Raw genomic sequence first — 18,980 nt, 5'->3', positions numbered from 1 at the left:
CAGCGCTGCCTCTCATCCAGTGAGAGACGGCAGCAGATTGAGCTGCCGCCCGATGCCCTGAGCCGCCACCTGCAGCGCGGCCCGATCGCGGTCCCGAGCCAGGGAGGCGGCCACCACTCCGACCGCGGCCACCACCTCGCCGCGCTGCCGCACCGGCACCCCGACCGAGCAGGCGCCGCGGGTCATCTCCTCCTCGGTGGTGGCATAGCCGTCGCGCACGATCCGGTCCAGCTGGTCGCGCAGCCGGCCGGGCTGGGTGATGGTGTACGGCGTGATCCGGGTCAGCGAGCCCAGCACCCGGCGTCGTACGTCGTCCGGGGCGTGGGCCAACAGGACCTTCCCCACCCCGGTGGCGTACAGCGGCAGGGTGCCGCCCACGCTGCTGACCACCGGAACGGTCGCCCGACCGGTGATCCGCTCCAGATAGAGCGCCTGGTCGCCGTCGCGCACCGCCAGGTGGACCGTCGCGAGAGTGGCCGCGTAGACGTCGTGCAGGAACGGCGAGGCGACCTCCCTCAGCTGGGCCGGCACGGGCGCCAGCAGGCCGACGTCCCACAACAGTCGGCCGACCACGTAGTCCTGGCCCACCCTGCTCAGCGCACCGTGCGCCACCAGTTCCTGCACCAGCCGATGGGCGGTCGGCAGCGGCAGCCCCGCCCGCCGGGCGATCTCGGTCGCGCGCAGCCGGGGATGGTCCTCGTCGAAGGCCCGCAGCACCGCCACCACCCGCCCCGCGACACTCGCTCCCGGCTCCCCGGTGTTGCCCGCCACCCCGGCATCGTCTCACTCAGCGAGAGGAAGCGCTCGCGCCGGGGCCACCATCCATGCATGTTGGGGGTCCCTGTTGGGGGGGTAACACGTTGTTCGCCCAGGTAGCAGCCTGCTGCGACAGGCTGCTACCCCTCCGGACAACGTGTTACCCCCCTCCTCAGCCGGAGCCGGAGGCCGTCATCCCTGGTGGGCGCCGGTCGTCGCCGCGGTTGGCTCCAGGGCCGACGGAGGGACGTCGCGGCCGGTGGCCACCCGGATGGCCTGAGGCGCGACCGCCACGACGGTGGCGACGATCGAGGCGGCGATCAGCCAGGCGGGCACGGTCTCCCCGAGGAGATAGACGAAGCCCGGGATGGTGCACGTGGTGAAGGCCATCACCAGGGTGAGCCAGCCGGCGAGCCCGGTCCACTCAGCCCGGCCGAGACCGATGACGACGAAGAAGAGCCCCCACAGCACCGACCACTGGAACCACAGCAGCCCGGAGGCCAGGTCGTCGAACCGCACGATGTTGGTGACCCCGAAGCAGGCGGCCATCAGCGAGACCCAGGCCGAGTACCAGCCGAGTCCGTTGCCGTCGAAGCCGGACAGGTTGTTGATGCCGACGTACAGATAGGTGAAGCCGAACATGAAGACCCCGGCCGCGCTCAGGATCTGGTCGGGATCGTCGGCGGTGGCGATCAGGTAGAACGGGATCGCGGTCTGCAGCGCACCGACGAACAGGTTGAAGACGCCCGCCGTCTTGGCGTCGGTCTGGCCGAGGAAGAGCAGGCCGTTGACGAACAGCGCCGCGCCTACGAAGAGCAGCCCCACAGATGACATCTCGGTGTCCTCTCCCGATCTCGTCGCTCAGAAGTAGGCGTTGCCCGGGAAGGAGGCACCGTTGACGAAGTGGTCGCCCACCGCCGACGCCTTGAGGAACGTCGGGTTGTGGGTGGAGGCGGTCCGCGCGTTGCGCCAGTGCCGATCGAGGTTGTAGACCTTCTGCGTCGCGGAGGCTCCGCCGACGTCGAACAGCTTCGCGGCCGCGGCGTAGGAGAACCGGTCGACGGCGATCTTGGCTTGGGCGGCGGCGAGCTGGGCAGCCTCGGCGATCGCCGGATCGGGAAGGCCGTCGACCACGGAGTCGAAGGCGGCCTGGATCGCGTCGGCGGCCGCCAGCACGATGGCCTCGGCGGCGAACGCGTCGGCGGCGATCTCGCCGACGACCTGGAGGACCTGGCGATCCTCGGCCGCGGAGCCGGCGGCGGCATGACTGAAGTTGCGCGCACGGCGCTGCACGAGCGCGACCGCGTCGTTGCGGACGCTGCGCAGGATGCCGGCGGTCACCGCCTGCAGGTAGAGCTGCAGGAAGGCACCCATGTAGCCGGTCGGCTGGTCGTCCGGATCGCCGAGGTCGAAGTACTCCTCCTCGTTCACGACGACGTCGTTGAGCCGGGTCGTACCGGTGCCGGTCAGGCGCTGCCCGAATCCGTCCCAGTCGTCCTCGACGCTCACTCCGGCGCGCGTGATCGGCACCACCGCGCCGGCGATGCGGTGCTCCCCCGCGGACGCCCAGATCTGGGTGTAGTCGCAGTACATCGTGCCGGTGGAGTAGAACTTCTCGCCGTTCAGCCGGTACCCGCCGCCGGGCTGCGGGGCGATCGCGGTGTCGAAGTGGAGGCCCACCGCATGCTTGCTCTGCTCGCTGAAGCCGTTGCCCACCAGCTGGTCGGCGTTGATGATCGCCAGACCCCGGGCGCGGGCGTCGGGGTCGACCGCGACCAGCTGCTGCTCGACGAACCAGTAGTGCGTACGGAGGATGTGGGCGACGTTGGAGTCGGCCTCGGCCAAGGCGATCAGGACGGCGAAGAACTCACGCAGGCTCGCCCCGCCACCGCCTTCGGCGACCGGGACGCGGAGACGGCCGAGGCCGGCCTGCTTCACCCAGGCGATCTGCTCGAAGGGGGCCACGCGGTCCCGGTCTCGCAGGTCCGCACCCACGGAGATCCGGTCGAACAGCGCGGTCAGCTCGGGCGAGCCCGGCCGCACCGGGTCGCCCCCGGCGGGAGGGCGTGGGGTGGTCTCGGCTGGGGAGTGGGTCTGGGTGGTCATCCGGGTGCTCCTGGCAGGTCGACGGGTACGAGGCAATAACTCACTAATTCCTAGTGACTTTATGCTGTTTATCCACCGCAGCACGTCCGGATCGGCGCACGACCTGCCGAGGGGTCCATCGGAAAACCCGTTCATCCGACCCGGCCACCCGTCGGCCGCACCTCGGCGAGCCGTCGGCGAGCCGCCCCGCCGGGAGGTAACACGTTGTTCGCCGCACTAGCAGCGCGCTGCAGCAGGCTGCTACTTCACCGAACGACGTGTTACCCGCCTTCCCCCGGCCGCCTCACCCGCCTCACCCGCCGACGACCCCGGCCGCCTCACCCGCCGACGACCCCGCGGATCGGCCGTCCCGGGAAGGCATCGGGGAGCAGCTGGGAGTCGCGGACGACGAACGTGCCGTCGACCAACAGGTGCACGATGCCGCGTGAGGGTCGCACCGGGTCGAGATAGGTGGCCTGGTCGGTGACGCGCGCCGGGTCGATCACCACCAGGTCGGCGTCGGCACCGACCTCGAGGCGGCCCTTGGTCGACATCGCGGGCACGAAGCCGTCAAGCACCCGGGCCGGCAGGTAGGAGCAGCGCCGGAAGGCCTCCGGCCAGCTCCAGGCGCCGGTCTCGACGACCATCCGACGCAGCGAGCGGGCGAAGGTCCCCGCGGTCCGCGGGTGGGTCTGGCCACCCGGCGGCAGCGGCCACTCCCGGCTCTCCTGGCTGCCGTCGGGCCAGAGCACGGCCATCGCGTCGCTGGCCACGATCGCGTCCGGGAAGGCCAGCGACCGGCGCAGCGTGGCGGCGTCCTCGGGGCGATCCTCGTCCAGGAAGGCGACCAGGCAGACCTGACCCGGGTCACTGGCACGCAGTTCGGCCAGGCGGGCGGCGTCACCGACCCGCTCGCCGGTCGCGACGATCGTCAGGTCGCTCGGCACCAACCCCCACGCGTCGAGCCGCTCGGGAGCGAGGAAGAAGGCGCCGATGGCCGTCGATCCGGCGCCGTACGGATAGGCCTCGACGCTGACCCGCGACCCGGCGGCGCGAGCATCCTCGAGCAGGCCCAGGACGCGGTCGACGTGGCGGCGCGAGGTGGAGTTGACGTGGCAGTGATGCATCGCGGCCCCGGTCTCGGCGGCGGCGCGGGCGATCTCCAGCGAGCCGTCGATCGGGGTGGCCGGGTCCGCCTCGATGAGCTCACGGACGTGGGTGAAGGTCGCGGTGCCGGTGCGTTGGGCCAGTCGCGCCACGGCGAGGAACTCCTCGGGATCCGACCGCGGCGCATAGCCGAGCAGTACGCCGATCCCCACGGCTCCGTCGGCGATCTCGCTCTCCAGGGTGTCGAGCCAGGCCGCCCGCTCCGGTGCCGTCGAAGTGCGCTGCCACCCCGGATCGCCGAGGACGGCCAGGGTGCGGTCGATATCGGCGTCGGCGGAGGTGCCGAGGTGAGCCAGCGCGCGGGCGCCCGCCCAGGAGGCGGAGAAGCCGTAGTGCAGCGGTCGTCCCTCATCGGAGGCCACCGCATAGGCCCGTGCGACCGGGAACAGGCCGGCCTCGAGATCGAGGGCGGCGGTGACGCCGTCGAGCGCCTGCAGTCGCTGCCCGGCGATCGAGTGCACGTGGCTGTGCAGGTCGACGAAGCCCGGTCCGACCACCAGCCCGGCGACCTCGACGACCTGCGCACCGTCGGCCGGCAGATCGGTCCCGATCGCCACCACCCGACCGCCGGCGACCGCCACGTCCGCGACTCGCTCGGCACCGACCTCGGGATTCGCCACCCGGCCACCGCGAAGAATCAGCACCCGACCATCCAACCGCGCCCACCCGTCGACCTCCATTGGAGGATCGGACAGTCAACGACCGTCTCCCACTGTCCGATCAGACGAATACATGGTGCCGGTGAGTTCCTACGGTGGCCAACATGCCCACGCTGGACAACGCCGGCGCCGCCCGCTGGATCGAACGGCACTTCGCCGCGCTGGTCGCCGAGCACGACGTGCCCGGCGCCTCGCTCGCCGTGCTCGTCGACGGCGACATCCTCCGCGGCTCGGCGGGCGTCACCAGCGTGAACACGGGGGTCGCGGTCGATCCCGAGACCGTCTTCCAGATCGGCTCGATCACCAAGATCTGGACCACGACACTGGTCATGCAGTTGGTCGACGACGGCCTGCTCGACCTCGACCGGCCGGTGCGCGACTATCTGCCCGAGCTCGTCATCGCGGACCCCGACGCCACCGAGACGATCACCACGCGACACCTGCTGACCCACACGGCCGGGTTCGAGGGCGACATCTTCACCGACACCGGCCGCGGCGAGGACGCCGTACAGAGGTACGTCGCGACCCTGGCCGACCTGCCCCAGCTCTTCGCCCCGGGCATGACCTTCTCCTACAACAACACCGGATTCGTCATCCTGGGCCGACTGGTCGAGGTGCTGCGCGGCCGGCCGTACGACGCCGTGCTCACCGAGCGGATCGTGCGACCGTTGGCGCTGCCCCGGGTCTGCCCGAGCCCCTACGAGGCGATCCTGCACCGCGCCGCGGTCGGTCACGTCACCGGCGAGGACGACCGCCCGACCCCCACCACGACCTGGGCGCTGGCCCGCTCGAACGCACCCGCCGGCGCCATGCTGGCGATGACACCGAGCGACCTGTTGGGCTTCGCCCGGATGCACCTGGACGGTGGCCGCGCCGTCGACGGGACCCGACTCCTCTCGACCGCCGCCGTGACCGCGATGCAGCAACGTCAGGTCGACCTCCCGGTCCTCTCCGGGATGGGCAGCGCCTGGGGCCTCGGCTGGGAGCTGATCGACACCGCGCAGGGCACCGTGATCGGACACGACGGCGGCACCATCGGTCAGGCCGCCTTCTTGAGGATCGTCCCCGAGCAGGGCGTCGCTGTCGCGCTGCTGACCAACGGAGGCGACGTCCTCGGCCTGTTCGACGATGTGGTCGCCCGCCTGCTGACCGATCTGACGGGGGTGGTGCTGCCCGCGCCCCCGACCCCGCCGGACCACCCAGAGGCGGTCGATGTCGACCGCTTCGTCGGCCACTACGCCGACACCATCTTCGACATCACGGTCGCCGAGGGCGACGGCGAGGCGCTGGTGCTGGACCGTGAGCCGAAGGACATCCTCGCCGAGATCGGCGAGCGGCCGGTCCGCTACCGGCTCGTCCATCTGACCGGTGACTCCTTCATCGCACTCAACCCGGTGCACGGCATGCACCAGGTCTTCACGTTCCTCGGCGCCGCCGACGAGCGCGCCCAGTACGTCCACTACGGCCGCGTGGTCGCGCGCGCCGACTGACGCTCCCTGCAGAAAGAGGTACGCCGATGAGGCCGATCCGTTCGAATGCGCGTATCGGGAGGGGAGGCGCCCTGGCGCTCGCCTTGTGCGTGACCGCGGGCGGCCTGGCCGCCTGCGGCTCGTCCGGTTCGTCGGGCTCCTCCGGCTCATCGGGGGACAGCACCTACGCCGACGGCAAGACCTTCACCGTGGCCGTCGGCACCGACCCCGGTGCCCTCGACCCGCAGGGCTCGGTGGTCAGTGCCGCGATCCAGCTCTCCCATTTCGCCTACGACACCCTGGTCGCGGTCGGCTCCGACGGCAAGATCCAGCCGCAACTGGCCAGCTCCTGGAAGGTCGCCGGCACCACCGCCACGTTCACCGTCCGCGACGGCGTCACCTGCTCGGACGGCTCCGAGTTCACCGCCGAGACGGTCGCCGACAACATCACCTACGTGGAGAATCCGAAGAGCAAGAGCCCGCTGCTCGGCACCTTCGTACCGGCCGGCGCGACCGCCACCGCCGCCGGCTCGACGGTGACGGTCAAGCTCGCTGCGGCCGCACCGTTCCTGCTGCAGGGCCTGGCCAACCTGCCGATGGTCTGCGAGTCGGGACTGAAGAACCGGTCGAGCCTGAAGTCGACGACCGACGGCACCGGTCCCTACACACTCACCCAGGCGGTACCCGGCGACCACTACACCTACACCGTCCGGCAGGACTACGCCTGGGGCCCCGACGGCGCCAAGACCTCCGCCAGCGGCACCCCCGCGACCATCGAGGTCAAGGTGGTGACCAACGAGACCACAGCAGCCAACGAGATCCTCAGCGGACAGCTCAACGCCGCCCAGATCCTCGGCCCCGACGCCGCGCGGCTGACGAGTGCCGGCGTGGACGCCGCGAAGACCGAGATGCTCACCGGCGAGCAGTGGTACAACCACGCCTCCGGACACGTCACCAGCGACCCGGTCGTGCGCAAGGCGCTGACCGAGGTGCTCGACCTGACCAAGATGCAGCACGTCATCACCTCCGGCACCGGCACCGCCGCCACCGGACTCGCCGTGGTCGCGCCGGCGGCCTGCACCGGCAACTCGGTGAAGGGCAACGTGCCCGCACTGGACACCTCCGCGGCCGCGGCCGCGCTCGCCAAGGACGGCTGGACCAAGGGTTCGGACGGCGTACTGAGCAAGGACGGGAGCAAGCTCTCGGTCACCTTCCTCTACGACAGCGTGCTGGGCAGCGGCGGCTCGGCGGCCGCCGAACTGGCCACAGCGGCCTGGAAGAAGCTCGGGGTGGACGTCACCGCCAAGTCGGCCACCACCACCGAGCTGCAGCCGACGCTGTTCGGCACCGGGGACTGGGACATCGCCTGGGAGCCGATCAACGTCAGTACGCCGGACCAGCTGGTCCCGTTCTACTCCGGTGCCAGCGTCCAGGACGGCGGCAACAACTTCGCCAGCATCGACAACGCCGACTACACCACCGAGGTGAAGGCGGCGATGGCCATGAGCGGCACCGCCGGTTGCGCCGACTGGCAGTCCGCGGAGGCAGCGCTCTTCAAGGCCGCCGATGTGGTGCCGTTCGCCAACAGCGTCGTGCCCACCTTCCACCAGGGTGCCGAGCTCACCGTGACCGGGTTCATCGTCCCGACCAGCATCAAGATGCTCGGCTGAGCGGCCGAGAACCACCGAGGCCCATCCCCCCGCCCATGACAGCCCCATGACAGCCCCATGACAGCACTGACACCGGCAACCGCCCCGGATCCGGTCGCGCCGCCCGTCACGCCGCCGGACGGGCTGCGCGTCGGCGGGCGATGGACCCGCTTCGCGCTGCGCCGGGCCGGGCGGCTGCTGGTCTCGCTCTGGGTGCTGGTGACGGCCTCGTTCCTGATGATCCATCTGGTGCCGGGCGACCCGGTCCGAGCGGCGCTGGGCATGACCGCACCGGCCGACCTGGTCGCCGCCAAGCGGGCCGAGCTCGGGCTCGACGACCCGTTGCTCACCCAGTACCTGCACTACCTCGGACACCTGTTCACCGGGAACCTCGGCGAGTCGATCGCCACCGAGCTCCCGGTCGCCCAGACCATCGGGCAGCGGCTGCCGGCGACCGCCTCCCTCGCCGTCCTGGCGTTCCTGGTCGCGCTCGCCATCGCCATCCCGGTCGGGGTCGCGCTCGCGGTCGCCACCCGCCGCGGACGGCGGCGCCGTACCGAGCTCGCCTTCGCCGGCACCAGCGTCGTGCTCGGCTCCATCCCCGACTTCCTGCTCGGCGTCGCGCTGGTCGCCGTCTTCGCGGTGAACCTCGGGGTCCTCCCGGTCGCCGGTCGCGAGGGCCCGGACTCCTACCTGCTGCCGGTGCTCGCCCTGGCGATCGGGCCGGCGGCGGTGCTGGCCCGGATCGTGCGGGTCGAGATGCTCGCCGTCTTGGAGACCGACTACATCCGCACCGCGCGCGCCAAGCGACTGCCACCGCTGCGGATCACGCTGCGGCACGCGCTGCCGAACGCCGTCACGGCCACCCTCACGCTCGGCGGCATGCTGCTGAGCACGATGATCGCCGGCACGGTGCTGGTCGAGAACGTCTTCGCCTGGCCCGGGCTCGGCAGCACGATCGTCTCCTCGATCGTGGCCAAGGACTACCCGATGGTCCAGGGAACGGTGCTGGTGTACGGCGCCATCGTGCTCGTGGTGAACACCCTGGTCGACCTGGCGCTCGCGACGATCGACCCCCGCTCCACGATCGGGGACACGTGATGCGCGGTCGTCTCCTGCGCCTGCTGCGCACCCCGGTCGGTCGGATCGGCCTCGGCCTGTTGACCCTGCTGGCGCTGCTCGCGCTCCTCGCACCCCTGCTGTGGGGCGATCGTGCCAGCACGGTCGACACCGGCAATCTGCTCGGCGGGCCCTCGGCCCAGCACTGGGTGGGGACCGACAATCTGGGCCGCGACCTCTTCTTCCGGGTGCTGGTCGCCACCCGGCTCTCCCTCGTGCTGGCCCTGCTCGCGACCGCCCTCGGCGTGCTGCTCGGCCTCGTGCTCGGGATCGCTCCGCTGCTCCTGGGCGGCAGAGCAGGGCGCCTGGTCGTCGCGGCGGTCAACATCCTGGTCGCGTTCCCGAGCCTGCTGCTGGTGCTCTTCTTCGCCGTGGTCTTCGGCGTCGGCGCCAGGGGCGCCGCACTGGCGATCGGCGTCGCCATCGCACCCGCCTTCGCCCGGCTGGTCCAGAACCTGGTCGCCGGGGTCGCGGAGCGGGACTTCGTCGCGGCCGCCCGGATCGCCGGCGTCCACCCGGTGCGGATCGTGGTCCGTCACGTGCTGCCCAACATCGCCGAGCCACTGGTCGTCAACGCCACCGTCACCGCCGGCGGGGTGCTGCTCAGCTTCGCCGGACTCTCCTTCCTCGGCCTCGGTGTCCAGTCACCCGACTACGACTGGGGCCGGTTGATGCAGGACGGTCTGTCGGGCATCTACACCCACCCGCTGGCGGCGCTGGCGCCGGGCATCGCCGTGATCCTCGCCGGGTTGGCGTTCAACCTGACCGGCGAGGCCGTCGCGGGCACCTTCGGCGACCCGAGCGTGCGCGGGCGGGCATGGCCCGGCCCCGGGCGAGACGGCGACACCGACAGAGGCGACGACAGGGGAGCCACCACTGCCGACCCCGCCGAGCCGTTGCTCGAGGTCGGCGACCTCAGCGTCGCCTTTCCCTCTCCCACCGGAGTGACCAGGCCGGTCCGCGGGATCTCGTTGCGGATCGACGCCGGCGAGGCGGTCGGCGTGGTCGGCGAGTCCGGTTCCGGCAAGTCGCTGACCGCTCTCGCCATCGCGCGCCTGGTCGAGGAGCCCGGGCGGGTGGCGGCGAAGCGATTGCGGTTCTGCGGCGCCGACCTGCGAGGGAGCATCGACCCGGTCCTGCTGGGCACCTCGTTGGCGGTGGTCTTCCAGGATCCGATGAGCTCGTTCAACCCGGTCATGCGGATCGGCAGCCAACTGGCCGAGGTCGGCCGGCAACACCAGGGGCTCTCCCGCCGTGCGGCGTTCGCGCGCGCGGTCGACCGGCTGCGGGCGGTGCGGGTGCAGGACCCGGAGCGCCGCGCCCGGCAGTACCCGCACGAGTTCTCCGGCGGCATGCGGCAGCGCGCCATGATCGGGATGGGGCTGATGGGCAGCCCACGGCTGATCATCGCCGACGAGCCGACCACCGCGCTCGACGTGACGGTGCAGCGCCAGGTGCTCGCCCTGCTGCGGGACATACGCCGCGAGGAGAACGCGGCACTGCTGCTGATCAGCCACGACGTCTCGGTGGTGGCGGAGGTCTGCGACCGGGTGCTGGTGATGTACGCCGGCCGGATCGTCGAGGACCTGCCGGCGGCCGAGCTGCGCACCCGCGCCCGCCATCCCTACACCCGCGCACTCGTCGCCGCGGTCCCCGACATGGCCACCGACCCCACCGAGCCGCTGGCCACCATCCCCGGTCAGCCGGTCGACCCGGCCCACGTCCCGGTCGGCTGTGCATACGCCGCCCGGTGTCCGTGGGCCACCGACCGCTGTCGCGAGGAGGACCCGGTGCTGCGCAGCGACCCGGCCGGCCACCGGGTGGCCTGCTGGCACGCCGACGAGCAGCGGTCCGGCGAGCCCACCGGCCTGCGCCTGACCAAGGGTGGTGCGGCGTGAGCCGGCTCGACGTCGAGAGGGTCACCGTCCGATACGCCCAGCGCACCGTGCTCGACTCCGTCAGTCTCAGCGTGCCCGACGGCGAGGTGGTCGGCCTGGTCGGCGAGTCCGGCTCCGGCAAGTCGACGCTGGCCAGGGCGGTGGTCGGGCTGGCACCGCTGCACGGCGGGCGGATCCTGCTGGACGGCAGGCCGATCCGCCACCGCGGTCGTCATCGAGGCGTGCAGCTGGTCTTCCAGGATCCGTTCTCCTCCCTCGACCCCCGGATGACGATCGGCGAGAGCATCGCCGAGGCGATCCCCGTCCGGATCTCGCGCGCGGACCGGAAGGCGGAGATCGCCCGGCTGCTGGAGCTCGTCCACCTCGACCCCGACCGAGCCGGACACCTGCCCGGCGAGCTCTCCGGCGGGCAGCGCCAACGGGTCGCCCTGGCACGCGCCCTGGCCGGCCGGCCGTCGGTGGTGATCGCCGACGAGATCACCTCCGCCCTCGACGTGTCGGTCCAGGGGGCGGTGCTCAACCTGGTCCGGGAGATGCAGCGCGAGCTCGGCCTGGCGATGCTCTTCATCTCCCACAACCTCGCCGTCGTGCGCTACGTCGCCTCGCAGGTCGCGGTGATGTCGGACGGGCGGATCCTCGAGCAGGGACCGACGGCCGAGGTGCTCGGCAACCCGTCGCACCGCTACACCCGCGAGCTGCTGGCCGCGATCCCCGGCGCCGTGCGCGAACCTCGGGAGAAGCCATGACCCGCACCCTGCGCATCGACGACCTGGCCGACCTGGTGGTGCCATCCCAGCCGACCCTCTCCCCCGACGGCAGCCGGGTGGCCTACGTCGTACGGCGCCAGGACCTCGCCGCCGACACGGCGGTCACCTCGCTGTGGATCGCCCCGACCCGCCGGGCGGACCACGACGACGCGGGTCCGCGCCCGCTCACCCACGGCACCACCGACGACACGCCCGCCTGGAGCCCCGACGGCCGGCACCTCGCCTTCACCCGCGACGAGCAGCTCTGGCTCCTGCCGACCGCCGGTGGCGAGCCACGCCGACTCACCGCGCTGCCGCTCGGCGCGGGCGCGCCGGTGTGGAGCCCGGACTCGACCCGGATCGCGTTCAGCGCACCCGTCGATCCGGCCGCCATCGAGGGCGAGGACGACGCGGCTCGAGAGCGACGGCGGTCGGCGCCGATCGTCACCGACGGGGTCGACTACCACAGCGACGGTCTCGGGTTCGTCCGCCGGGTCCGCACCCAGATCCACGTGCTCGACCTCACCTCGACGCAGGTCCGGGCGCTGACCGCGCTCGGCGAGCACGCCCGCGGCCCCGCCTGGTCCCCGGACGGGCGGACGCTCGCCTTCACCGCCAAGAAGGCGGGCGATGCCGACCTCGACATCCGCAGCGCGGTCCACCTGGTCGACGCCCGGCCCGGTCCCGGACCGGGGAGGAATGCCGAGCCCCGGGTGGTCGCTCTCGCCGAGGGCTACGCCGCCACCGCGTCGTACACCCCCGACGGTGGCCGACTCGTGGTGGTCGGATGGCTCGGCGACCTCCGCGGCCACGCCCGGCTCTTCCTGGTCGACCCGCGCACCGGCGAGGCGACGGAGCTCGCGCCGGGCCTGGACCGCAACGTCATGCCCGGCGCACCGGCCTACCCCGGGGCGGTGCCGACGGTGGTCGGCGAGGAGGTGCTCGTCGGCGTACGCGACCGCGGCTGCACCCACCTGTACGCCGCGCCGTTGGACGGCGGTCCCGCTCGCGCGGTGCTCGACGGCGACGGCGTGGTGGTCGGTGGTCTCGGCGTCGCCGGCAGCACCGCGGCCGCCGCGCTCGGCACTCCCGACTCCTTCGGCGAGATCGCGCTCATCGACCTCACCGACGGCGTGCTCACGACCTGCACCGACCACGGCGACGCGCTGGCCGGGCGGCGACCGGTGCCGCGGGCGAGCCGCGAGTTCATCCTCTCCGACGGCACCTCCGTCCAGGGATGGCTGATGCGGCCCGCGGACGCCGCCGCCCCCGGGCCACTGCTGGTCGACCTCCACGGCGGTCCGCACAACGCCTGGAACGCGGCGGCCGACGAGATGCACCTCTACCACCACGAGCTGGTCGAGCGCGGCTGGACGGTGCTCATCGTCAACCCGCGCGGCAGCGACGGCTACGGCGAGGAGTTCTACGACGCGCTGTGGCGCGGCTGGGGCACGGCCGACGCCGCCGACATCCTCGAGCCCGTCGACCAGCTGGTCGCCGAGGGGATCGCCGATCCCGACCGGCTCGCCGTCACCGGCTACAGCTACGGCGGCTACCTGACCTGTTACCTCACCGCCACCGACCGGCGCTTCGCCGCTGCGGTGCCGGGCGGGGTGGTCAGCGATCTGACCAGCATCGGCGGCACCAGCGACGACGCCCATCTGCTCTCCACGCTGGAGCTCCGGGCACTGCCCTGGCGGGACCGGGACGAGCTCGCCGCGATGTCGCCGTACACCTTCGTCCACCAGGTGACCACGCCGACGCTCGTGCTCCACGGCACCGACGACGTGCGTTGCCCGATCGGGCAGGCACAGCAATGGCACTACGCGCTGCGTGAGCGCGGCGTGCCGACCCGGATGGTGCTCTACCCGGGCGCCAGCCACCTCTTCATCCTCGCCGGGCGACCCTCGCACCGGATCGACTACTACCGCCGCGTGATCGACTGGGTCGAGCAGTACGCCGGCAGCAAGGAGCAGTGAGATGAGCAATCCGAAGCCTCTCGACGAGGCCCACTGGACGACGCGGTTCGCCGAGCTGGTCGCCCAGCACGGCATCCCGGGCGCCCAGCTCGGCATCCTCCGGCTCGGTCGCGACGGCGCCGCAGACGAGCTGTTCACCACCGCCACCGGCGTGCTGCACGCCGGTACCGGTCAGCCCGCCACCACCGACTCGGTGTGGCAGATCGGCTCGATCTCCAAGGTGTGGACGGCGACGGTGGTGATGCAGCTGGTCGACGAGGGCCGCTTCGCCCTGGACACTCCGGTGGTCGAGATCCTCCCCGAGCTCACCCTCGGCGAGCCGGAGGTGACCAAGAAGCTGACCGTGTGGCACCTGCTGACCCACACCAGCGGCATCGACGGCGACATCTTCACCGACACCGGCCGCGGCGACGACTGCCTGGAGAAGTACGTCGCCGGGCTCGCCACCGCCGCCCAGAACCACCCGCTCGGGGCCACCTGGTCCTACTGCAACTCGGGCTTCTCCCTGCTCGGTCGGGTGATCGAGAAGGTCACCGGCACGACCTGGGACGCGGCGCTCAAGGAACGGCTCTTCGCCCCGCTCGGCCTGACCCACACCACCACGCTCCCCGAGGAGGCGATGGTCTTCGCACACGCGATGGGCCACCTCTCCGGCGGGGAGGAGCCCAAGGTCGCCCCGGTGTGGGGGCTGCCGCGCTCGGCCGGACCGGCCGGTCTGATCACCTCCACCTCGACCGACGTGCTCGCCTTCGCCCGGATGCACCTGAACGGCGGTCTGGCCGCGGACGGCACCCGAGTGCTCAGCGCCGAGAGCACCGCCGCGATGGCCGGCTTCCAGACCGAGTGCCCGGAGAGGATCCTGCTCGGCGACTCCTGGGGTCTGGGCTGGTTCCGCTGCGACTGGAGCGGCCATCGCGCCATCGGGCACGACGGCAACACCATCGGCCAGGCCGCGTTCCTGCGGCTGCTGCCCGAGGCCGGGATCGCGGTCTCGGTGCACACCAACGTCGGCAGTGCGATCCCGCTCTACCTCGACCTGTACGAGGAGATCTTCGCCGAGCTGGCCGGCGTCGCCCTGCCGCCGCGCTTCGAGCTGCCCGCGGAGCCGGTCCAGGTCGACATCACGCCGTACCTGGGCGCCTACCAGCGCGAGTCGGTGCTCGAGGAGGTGCTGGTGGAGGACGGCAGGCCGGTGCTGCGCACGACCGTCTCCGGGCCGATCGCGGAGCTGGAGGGCAGCGAGCCGGAGACCAACGACCTGGTCGGGGTCTCCGACGGGCTCTTCGCGGTCAAGCCGTCCGGCAGCGAGGCCTACTATCCGGTGCGGTTCTACTCCCTGCCGACCGGCGAGCACTACCTCCACTTCGGCGCCCGCGCCACCCCGAAGAAGTCCTCCTGATGCCCACCCCCGCCGCGCCCGACCTCGACCTGCTCCTGACCGACATCCGCGAGCTGGTCGAGTGCGAGTCGCCCTCGCAGGACCTGGCCGCCGTGGCCGCCTCCGCCGACGTGGTGGCGCGGGTCGGAGCGCGTCGTCTCGGGGTCGAGCCGGAGCGGATCGTCATCGACGGCGTCTCGCATCTGCGCTGGCGGTTCGGTACGCCGCGGGTGCTGGTGCTCGGCCACCACGACACGGTGTGGCCGCTGGGCACGCTGGCCACCACGCCGTACTCGATCGGGGACGGGATCCTGCGCGGCCCGGGCTGCTTCGACATGCTCGCCGGTGTCGCGATGGCGTTCCACGCCATCGCGACGCTGCCGGATCGCGACGGCGTCGGCCTGCTGATCACCGGCGACGAGGAGGTCGGCTCGATCTCCTCGCGCGCGCTGATCGAGGACGAGGCGCGACCGGTGGGCGCGGTGCTGGTGCTGGAGGCCGCTGCCGAGGGCGGGGCCCTCAAGACCGCTCGCAAGGGCACGTCGATGTACGAGATGGCGGTCACCGGCCGTGCCGCCCACGCCGGCCTGGAGCCGGAGAAGGGCGTCAACGCCTCGGTCGAGCTCGCCCACCAGATCCTCGCGCTGGCCGCACTCGGAGACGCCTCCGCCGGCACGAGTGTGGTGCCGACGGTGCTCGCCGGCGGGACGACGCTCAACACCGTCCCGGCGCGGGCGCAGGTCGCGGTCGACGTACGGGCGTGGACGGCGGCCGAGCAGGAGCGCGTGGACGCCGCGATCCGTGCGCTCGCACCGGCGCTGCCCGGTGCCGAGCTCACCGTCACCGGCGGGGTCAACCGGGCGCCGCTGGAGGAACGGGCCTCGCTCGGCCTCTTCGAGGCCGCCCAGGCGGTCGCTGCCCGACTCGGGCTCGCGCCACTGGCGAGGGCGGCCGTCGGCGGCGCCTCGGACGGAAACTTCACCGCCGGCGCCGGGACGCCCACGCTCGACGGGCTCGGCGCCGTCGGCGGCGGGGCGCACGCCGCCGACGAGCACGTCCTGGTCGGCGCCCTCGTGGACCGCACCGCACTGGTGGCCGGGTTGCTCGGCGAGCTGCTCACCGACCGCCTCCCCGAGCGCCAGGCCGCCGGGCGGAGGCGACCATGACGAGGGAGGCCCGGGACACCCGGGGAGCCCGAGGCGCCTGGGACGCCTACGCCGCCGCGGCGGCCGCGGCGCGGGTCGAGGTGCGCGAGCTGACACACCTGGCCGAGCTGGAGCAGGCGACCCAGGTGCTCGCCCGGATCTGGGGCGTGCCGGGGAACCCTCCGCTGAGCACCGAGCTGCTGCGCGCGCTGGGCAAGGCGGAGAGCTACGTCGCGGGTGCCTACGACCGGCACGACGACCGGGAGGACGACGAGCGGGGCGCGGCGCCGATGGTCGGGGTCTGCGTCGGCTTCCATCACGCGCCGGCGACCCGGTCGATGCACAGCCACATCGCCGGCGTGACCGCCGCGGTCGCCGGACGGCACGCCGGCTTCGCGCTGAAGCTGCACCAGCGGGCCTGGTGCCTCGACCACGGCATCGAGTCGATGGAATGGACCTACGACCCGCTGGTGGCCCGCAACGCCTACTTCAACCTGGCCAAGCTCGGGGCCACGGTCGCGGAGTACCTCCCCGACTTCTACGGCCCGATGGCCGACGGCATCAACGCCTCCGACGAGAGCGACCGGCTCCTGGTCCGCTGGGCGCTGGCCTCGCCGGAGGTCGTGGCCGCCTGTGCGGGCAGGCCGAGACGGGCCGAGGTGCCGCCGGGCGCGGCGGCCTCCTGGGTCGCCGTACCGCCCGACATCGAGGCACTGCGGACCGACGATCCGGAGCAGGCGCGCGGCTGGCGGGCCAAGGTCCGCGACCAGCTGACCACGGCCCTGGCCGCCGGCGCCCGCGTCGCCGGATTCGACAAGGAGCGGGGCTACCTCGTCCTGCCGCACGAAGGAGATCGCCGATGAGTGTGAGGCTCGAGGGCGTCGAGCTGCGCCGGGTGAGGATGCCGCTGGTCTCGCCGTTCCGAACGTCGTTCGGCACCCAGACCGCTCGCGACATCCTGTTGCTCCGCGCGGTGACACCCGCCGGTGAGGGGTGGGGCGAGTGTGTGGCGATGGCCGACCCGCTCTACTCCTCGGAGTACGTCGAGGCGACGGCCGACGTGCTCCGACGGTTCCTGCTGCCGGCCCTCGGCGCGGCGCCGGATGCGCTGGCCCGGCACGGTGCCCCCGCGGTCGCCTCGGTGCTGAGCCCGATCAAGGGCCACCGGATGGCGAAGGCCGCCCTGGAGATGGCCGTCCTCGACGCCGAACTGCGCGCTGCCGGGCGCTCCTGGGCTCGCGAGCTGGGCGCGGTGCACGACCGGGTGCCCTCGGGGGTGTCGGTCGGGATCTTCGACTCCGTCGCTCAGCTGCTCGACGTCGTCGGCGGCTACCTGGCCGCCGGCTACGTCCGGATCAAGCTCAAGATCGAGCCCGGCTGGGATCTCGAGCCGGTACGCGCCGTCCGGGAGCGGTACGGCGACGGCGTACCGCTGCAGGTCGACGCCAACACGGCGTACACCCTGCGCGACGCGCGGCATCTGGCCCGCCTCGACGAGTTCGGCCTGCTGCTGATCGAGCAACCGCTCGAGGAGGAGGACGTGCTCGGCCACGCCGCGCTGGCCAGGCAGATCGCCACCCCGGTCTGCCTGGACGAGTCGATCGTCTCGGCCCAGACCGCGGCCGCCGCCATCACCCTGGGCGCCTGCTCGATCATCAACATCAAGCCGGGCCGGGTCGGCGGCTACCTGGAGGCGGTCCGCATCCACGACCTGGCGGCCGCGCACGGCCTCGCGGTGTGGTGTGGCGGGATGGTCGAGACGGGCCTCGGCCGGGCGGCCAACGCCGCCCTCGGCGCGCTGCCGGGCTTCACCCTGCCGGGAGACATCTCGGCCTCGGACCGGTTCTATGCCACCGACGTCACCGAGCCGCTGGGCATCGTGGACGGACACATGACGGTGCCCACCGGGCCGGGACTCGGGGTGACGCCGATCCCGGAGGTCCTCGACGAGGTCACCACCTCGGTGGAGTGGCTCCCGCTCTGATCCGCCTATCCTGGCCGCCGTGAGCCAGCGACCGCGCGCGAGTCTGGGACGGGTCCTCGACGATCTGGGCGACTCGCTGCTCGAGCTCGTCGCCGGCGACCCGGAGCACGAGGGCGAGATCGGTGGCGTGGTCATCCACGACCCCGACGACGAGCCCGTCCAGCCACCGGGGGCCCTGGTGCTGGGCGTCGGTGTCGCCGCCGCCCACCTGCCCGCGCTGGTCATCGACATCGGGCGACGGGGAGCGGTCGGGCTCATCGTGCGAGCGCCGGTGGCACTCACCCCGGAGCTCACCGCGGCGGTGGCGGAGACCGGCCTCGCGCTGCTCGGCCTGCGCCGCGGCGCCACCTGGGCGCAGCTGACCGCATTGCTGCGCTCGGTCCTGGCGGAGGGCGACCTGGGGCCGGCGGAGCCGGAGTCGATCGGCGGAATCCCCTCGGGCGACCTGTTCGCCGTCGCCAACGCCGTCGGCGCCCTGCTCGACGCACCGGTCACCATCGAGGACCGCAGCTCGCGCGTGCTCGCCTTCTCCGGGCGACAGGACGAGGCCGACCGATCGCGGGAGGAGACGATCATCGGCCGTCAGGTGCCGCAGAGGTACGCACGGCTGCTCACCGAGGCCGGCGTCTTCGGTGAGCTCTACCGGGAGCAGCGGCCGGTGGTGGTGGACCCCGATGCCCTGGGTGCGGACGCGATCAGCAAGCAGCGGGTGGCGATCGCGGTGCGCGCCGGCGACGAGGTGCTCGGCTCGATCTGGGCGGCGATGGACGGCGAGGTCACCCCCGAGCGGGCCTCGGCACTGCAGGACGCCGCGAAGCTGGTGGCGCTGCACATGCTGCGAGTGCGGGCCGGCGCCGACGTCCAACGCCGGCTGCGGACCGACCTGGTGGCCACCGCGCTCGAGGGCGGGGCCGGAGCCCGGGACGCCCTGGCGCGGCTCGGCCTG

At 72.5% G+C, this 18,980-nt stretch carries 14 protein-coding genes and 1 pseudogene; 11 read left to right on the top strand and 4 right to left on the bottom strand.

Going from position 1 to position 18,980, the window contains the following annotated elements; genetic code table 11:
• Positions 1 to 12: 12 nt before the first annotated feature.
• The 4 genes from QM638_RS18490 to QM638_RS18475 all read right to left on the bottom strand — a co-directional run bounded on the left by QM638_RS18490 (position 13) and on the right by QM638_RS18475 (position 4,652).
• A complete protein-coding gene (locus QM638_RS18490) occupies positions 13 to 771 on the bottom strand; it encodes an IclR family transcriptional regulator (RefSeq protein ID WP_415144341.1) in 759 nt (252 codons plus the stop codon).
• A 177-nt stretch (positions 772 to 948) separates the two neighbouring features.
• Complete coding sequence (locus QM638_RS18485) at positions 949 to 1,590, bottom strand: AmiS/UreI family transporter (protein WP_415144339.1); 642 nt, start codon at positions 1,588 to 1,590, stop codon at positions 949 to 951.
• 27 nt (positions 1,591 to 1,617) lie between these two features.
• Complete coding sequence (locus QM638_RS18480) at positions 1,618 to 2,862, bottom strand: hypothetical protein (protein ID WP_415144337.1); 1,245 nt, start codon at positions 2,860 to 2,862, stop codon at positions 1,618 to 1,620.
• Between the two features lie 317 nt (positions 2,863 to 3,179).
• Positions 3,180 to 4,652 carry an amidohydrolase family protein gene (locus QM638_RS18475; protein ID WP_415144335.1) on the bottom strand — a complete coding sequence of 491 codons (1,473 nt, stop codon included), beginning with the start codon at positions 4,650 to 4,652 and terminating at the stop codon, positions 3,180 to 3,182.
• A 119-nt stretch (positions 4,653 to 4,771) separates the two neighbouring features.
• Between QM638_RS18475 and QM638_RS18470 the strand changes: the two genes are divergently transcribed.
• The 11 genes and pseudogenes from QM638_RS18470 to QM638_RS18420 form a co-directional block, all read left to right on the top strand.
• Positions 4,772 to 6,157 carry a serine hydrolase domain-containing protein gene (locus QM638_RS18470; RefSeq protein ID WP_415144333.1) on the top strand — a complete coding sequence of 462 codons (1,386 nt, stop codon included), beginning with the start codon at positions 4,772 to 4,774 and terminating at the stop codon, positions 6,155 to 6,157.
• Positions 6,158 to 6,246: 89 nt separating this feature from the next.
• On the top strand, positions 6,247 to 7,806 hold the full coding sequence (locus QM638_RS18465) for an ABC transporter substrate-binding protein (protein WP_415144331.1): 1,560 nt from the start codon (positions 6,247 to 6,249) through the stop codon (positions 7,804 to 7,806).
• A gap of 57 nt (positions 7,807 to 7,863) precedes the next feature.
• Positions 7,864 to 8,886, top strand: coding sequence for an ABC transporter permease (locus QM638_RS18460; RefSeq protein ID WP_415144329.1), 1,023 nt, complete (start codon positions 7,864 to 7,866; stop codon positions 8,884 to 8,886).
• Positions 8,886 to 10,802 (top strand): dipeptide/oligopeptide/nickel ABC transporter permease/ATP-binding protein, encoded by a 1,917-nt coding sequence (locus QM638_RS18455; protein WP_415144327.1) that lies wholly within the window; start codon positions 8,886 to 8,888, stop codon positions 10,800 to 10,802. The genes QM638_RS18460 and QM638_RS18455 overlap by 1 nt, the downstream gene beginning before the upstream one ends.
• A complete protein-coding gene (locus QM638_RS18450) occupies positions 10,799 to 11,548 on the top strand; it encodes an ABC transporter ATP-binding protein (protein ID WP_415144325.1) in 750 nt (249 codons plus the stop codon). The genes QM638_RS18455 and QM638_RS18450 overlap by 4 nt, the downstream gene beginning before the upstream one ends.
• On the top strand, positions 11,545 to 13,527 hold the full coding sequence (locus tag QM638_RS18445; RefSeq protein ID WP_415144324.1) for a S9 family peptidase: 1,983 nt from the start codon (positions 11,545 to 11,547) through the stop codon (positions 13,525 to 13,527). Before QM638_RS18450 ends, QM638_RS18445 begins: the two co-directional genes overlap by 4 nt.
• A 1-nt stretch (position 13,528) precedes the next feature.
• A complete protein-coding gene (locus QM638_RS18440) occupies positions 13,529 to 14,926 on the top strand; it encodes a serine hydrolase domain-containing protein (protein WP_415144322.1) in 1,398 nt (465 codons plus the stop codon).
• The gene (locus QM638_RS18435) at positions 14,926 to 16,071 is read left to right on the top strand and encodes a M20/M25/M40 family metallo-hydrolase (RefSeq protein WP_415144320.1); all 1,146 of its coding nucleotides are present in this window, start codon (positions 14,926 to 14,928) and stop codon (positions 16,069 to 16,071) included. Before QM638_RS18440 ends, QM638_RS18435 begins: the two co-directional genes overlap by 1 nt.
• Positions 16,068 to 16,913 (top strand): GNAT family N-acetyltransferase, encoded by an 846-nt coding sequence (locus QM638_RS18430; RefSeq protein WP_415144318.1) that lies wholly within the window; start codon positions 16,068 to 16,070, stop codon positions 16,911 to 16,913. The genes QM638_RS18435 and QM638_RS18430 overlap by 4 nt, the downstream gene beginning before the upstream one ends.
• Before the next feature lie 2 nt (positions 16,914 to 16,915).
• Positions 16,916 to 18,034, top strand: coding sequence for an o-succinylbenzoate synthase (gene menC, locus QM638_RS18425; RefSeq protein WP_415144368.1), 1,119 nt, complete (start codon positions 16,916 to 16,918; stop codon positions 18,032 to 18,034).
• Between the two features lie 19 nt (positions 18,035 to 18,053).
• Positions 18,054 to 18,980 (top strand): annotated as a pseudogene (locus QM638_RS18420) (PucR family transcriptional regulator); the annotation flags it as partial.

The organism is Nocardioides sp., assembly GCF_047606145.1.
Taxonomy (GTDB): Bacteria; Actinomycetota; Actinomycetes; order Propionibacteriales; family Nocardioidaceae; genus Nocardioides.
Note: the sequence above shows the minus strand (reverse complement) of the source record. Positions and strands in the feature narration are given on the sequence as shown.

Bases quoted from the DNA above. Each gene is read 5' to 3' on its own strand.
- QM638_RS18485 (WP_415144339.1), bottom strand. From the start codon at position 1,590: ATGTCATCTGTGGGGCTGCTCTTCGTAGGCGCGGCGCTGTTCGTCAAC.
- QM638_RS18480 (WP_415144337.1), bottom strand. From the start codon at position 2,862: ATGACCACCCAGACCCACTCCCCAGCCGAGACCACCCCACGCCCTCCC.
- QM638_RS18470 (WP_415144333.1), top strand. From the start codon at position 4,772: ATGCCCACGCTGGACAACGCCGGCGCCGCCCGCTGGATCGAACGGCAC.
- QM638_RS18460 (WP_415144329.1), top strand. From the start codon at position 7,864: ATGACAGCACTGACACCGGCAACCGCCCCGGATCCGGTCGCGCCGCCC.
- QM638_RS18455 (WP_415144327.1), top strand. From the start codon at position 8,886: ATGCGCGGTCGTCTCCTGCGCCTGCTGCGCACCCCGGTCGGTCGGATC.
- QM638_RS18445 (WP_415144324.1), top strand. From the start codon at position 11,545: ATGACCCGCACCCTGCGCATCGACGACCTGGCCGACCTGGTGGTGCCA.
- QM638_RS18440 (WP_415144322.1), top strand. From the start codon at position 13,529: ATGAGCAATCCGAAGCCTCTCGACGAGGCCCACTGGACGACGCGGTTC.
- QM638_RS18435 (WP_415144320.1), top strand. From the start codon at position 14,926: ATGCCCACCCCCGCCGCGCCCGACCTCGACCTGCTCCTGACCGACATC.
- QM638_RS18430 (WP_415144318.1), top strand. From the start codon at position 16,068: ATGACGAGGGAGGCCCGGGACACCCGGGGAGCCCGAGGCGCCTGGGAC.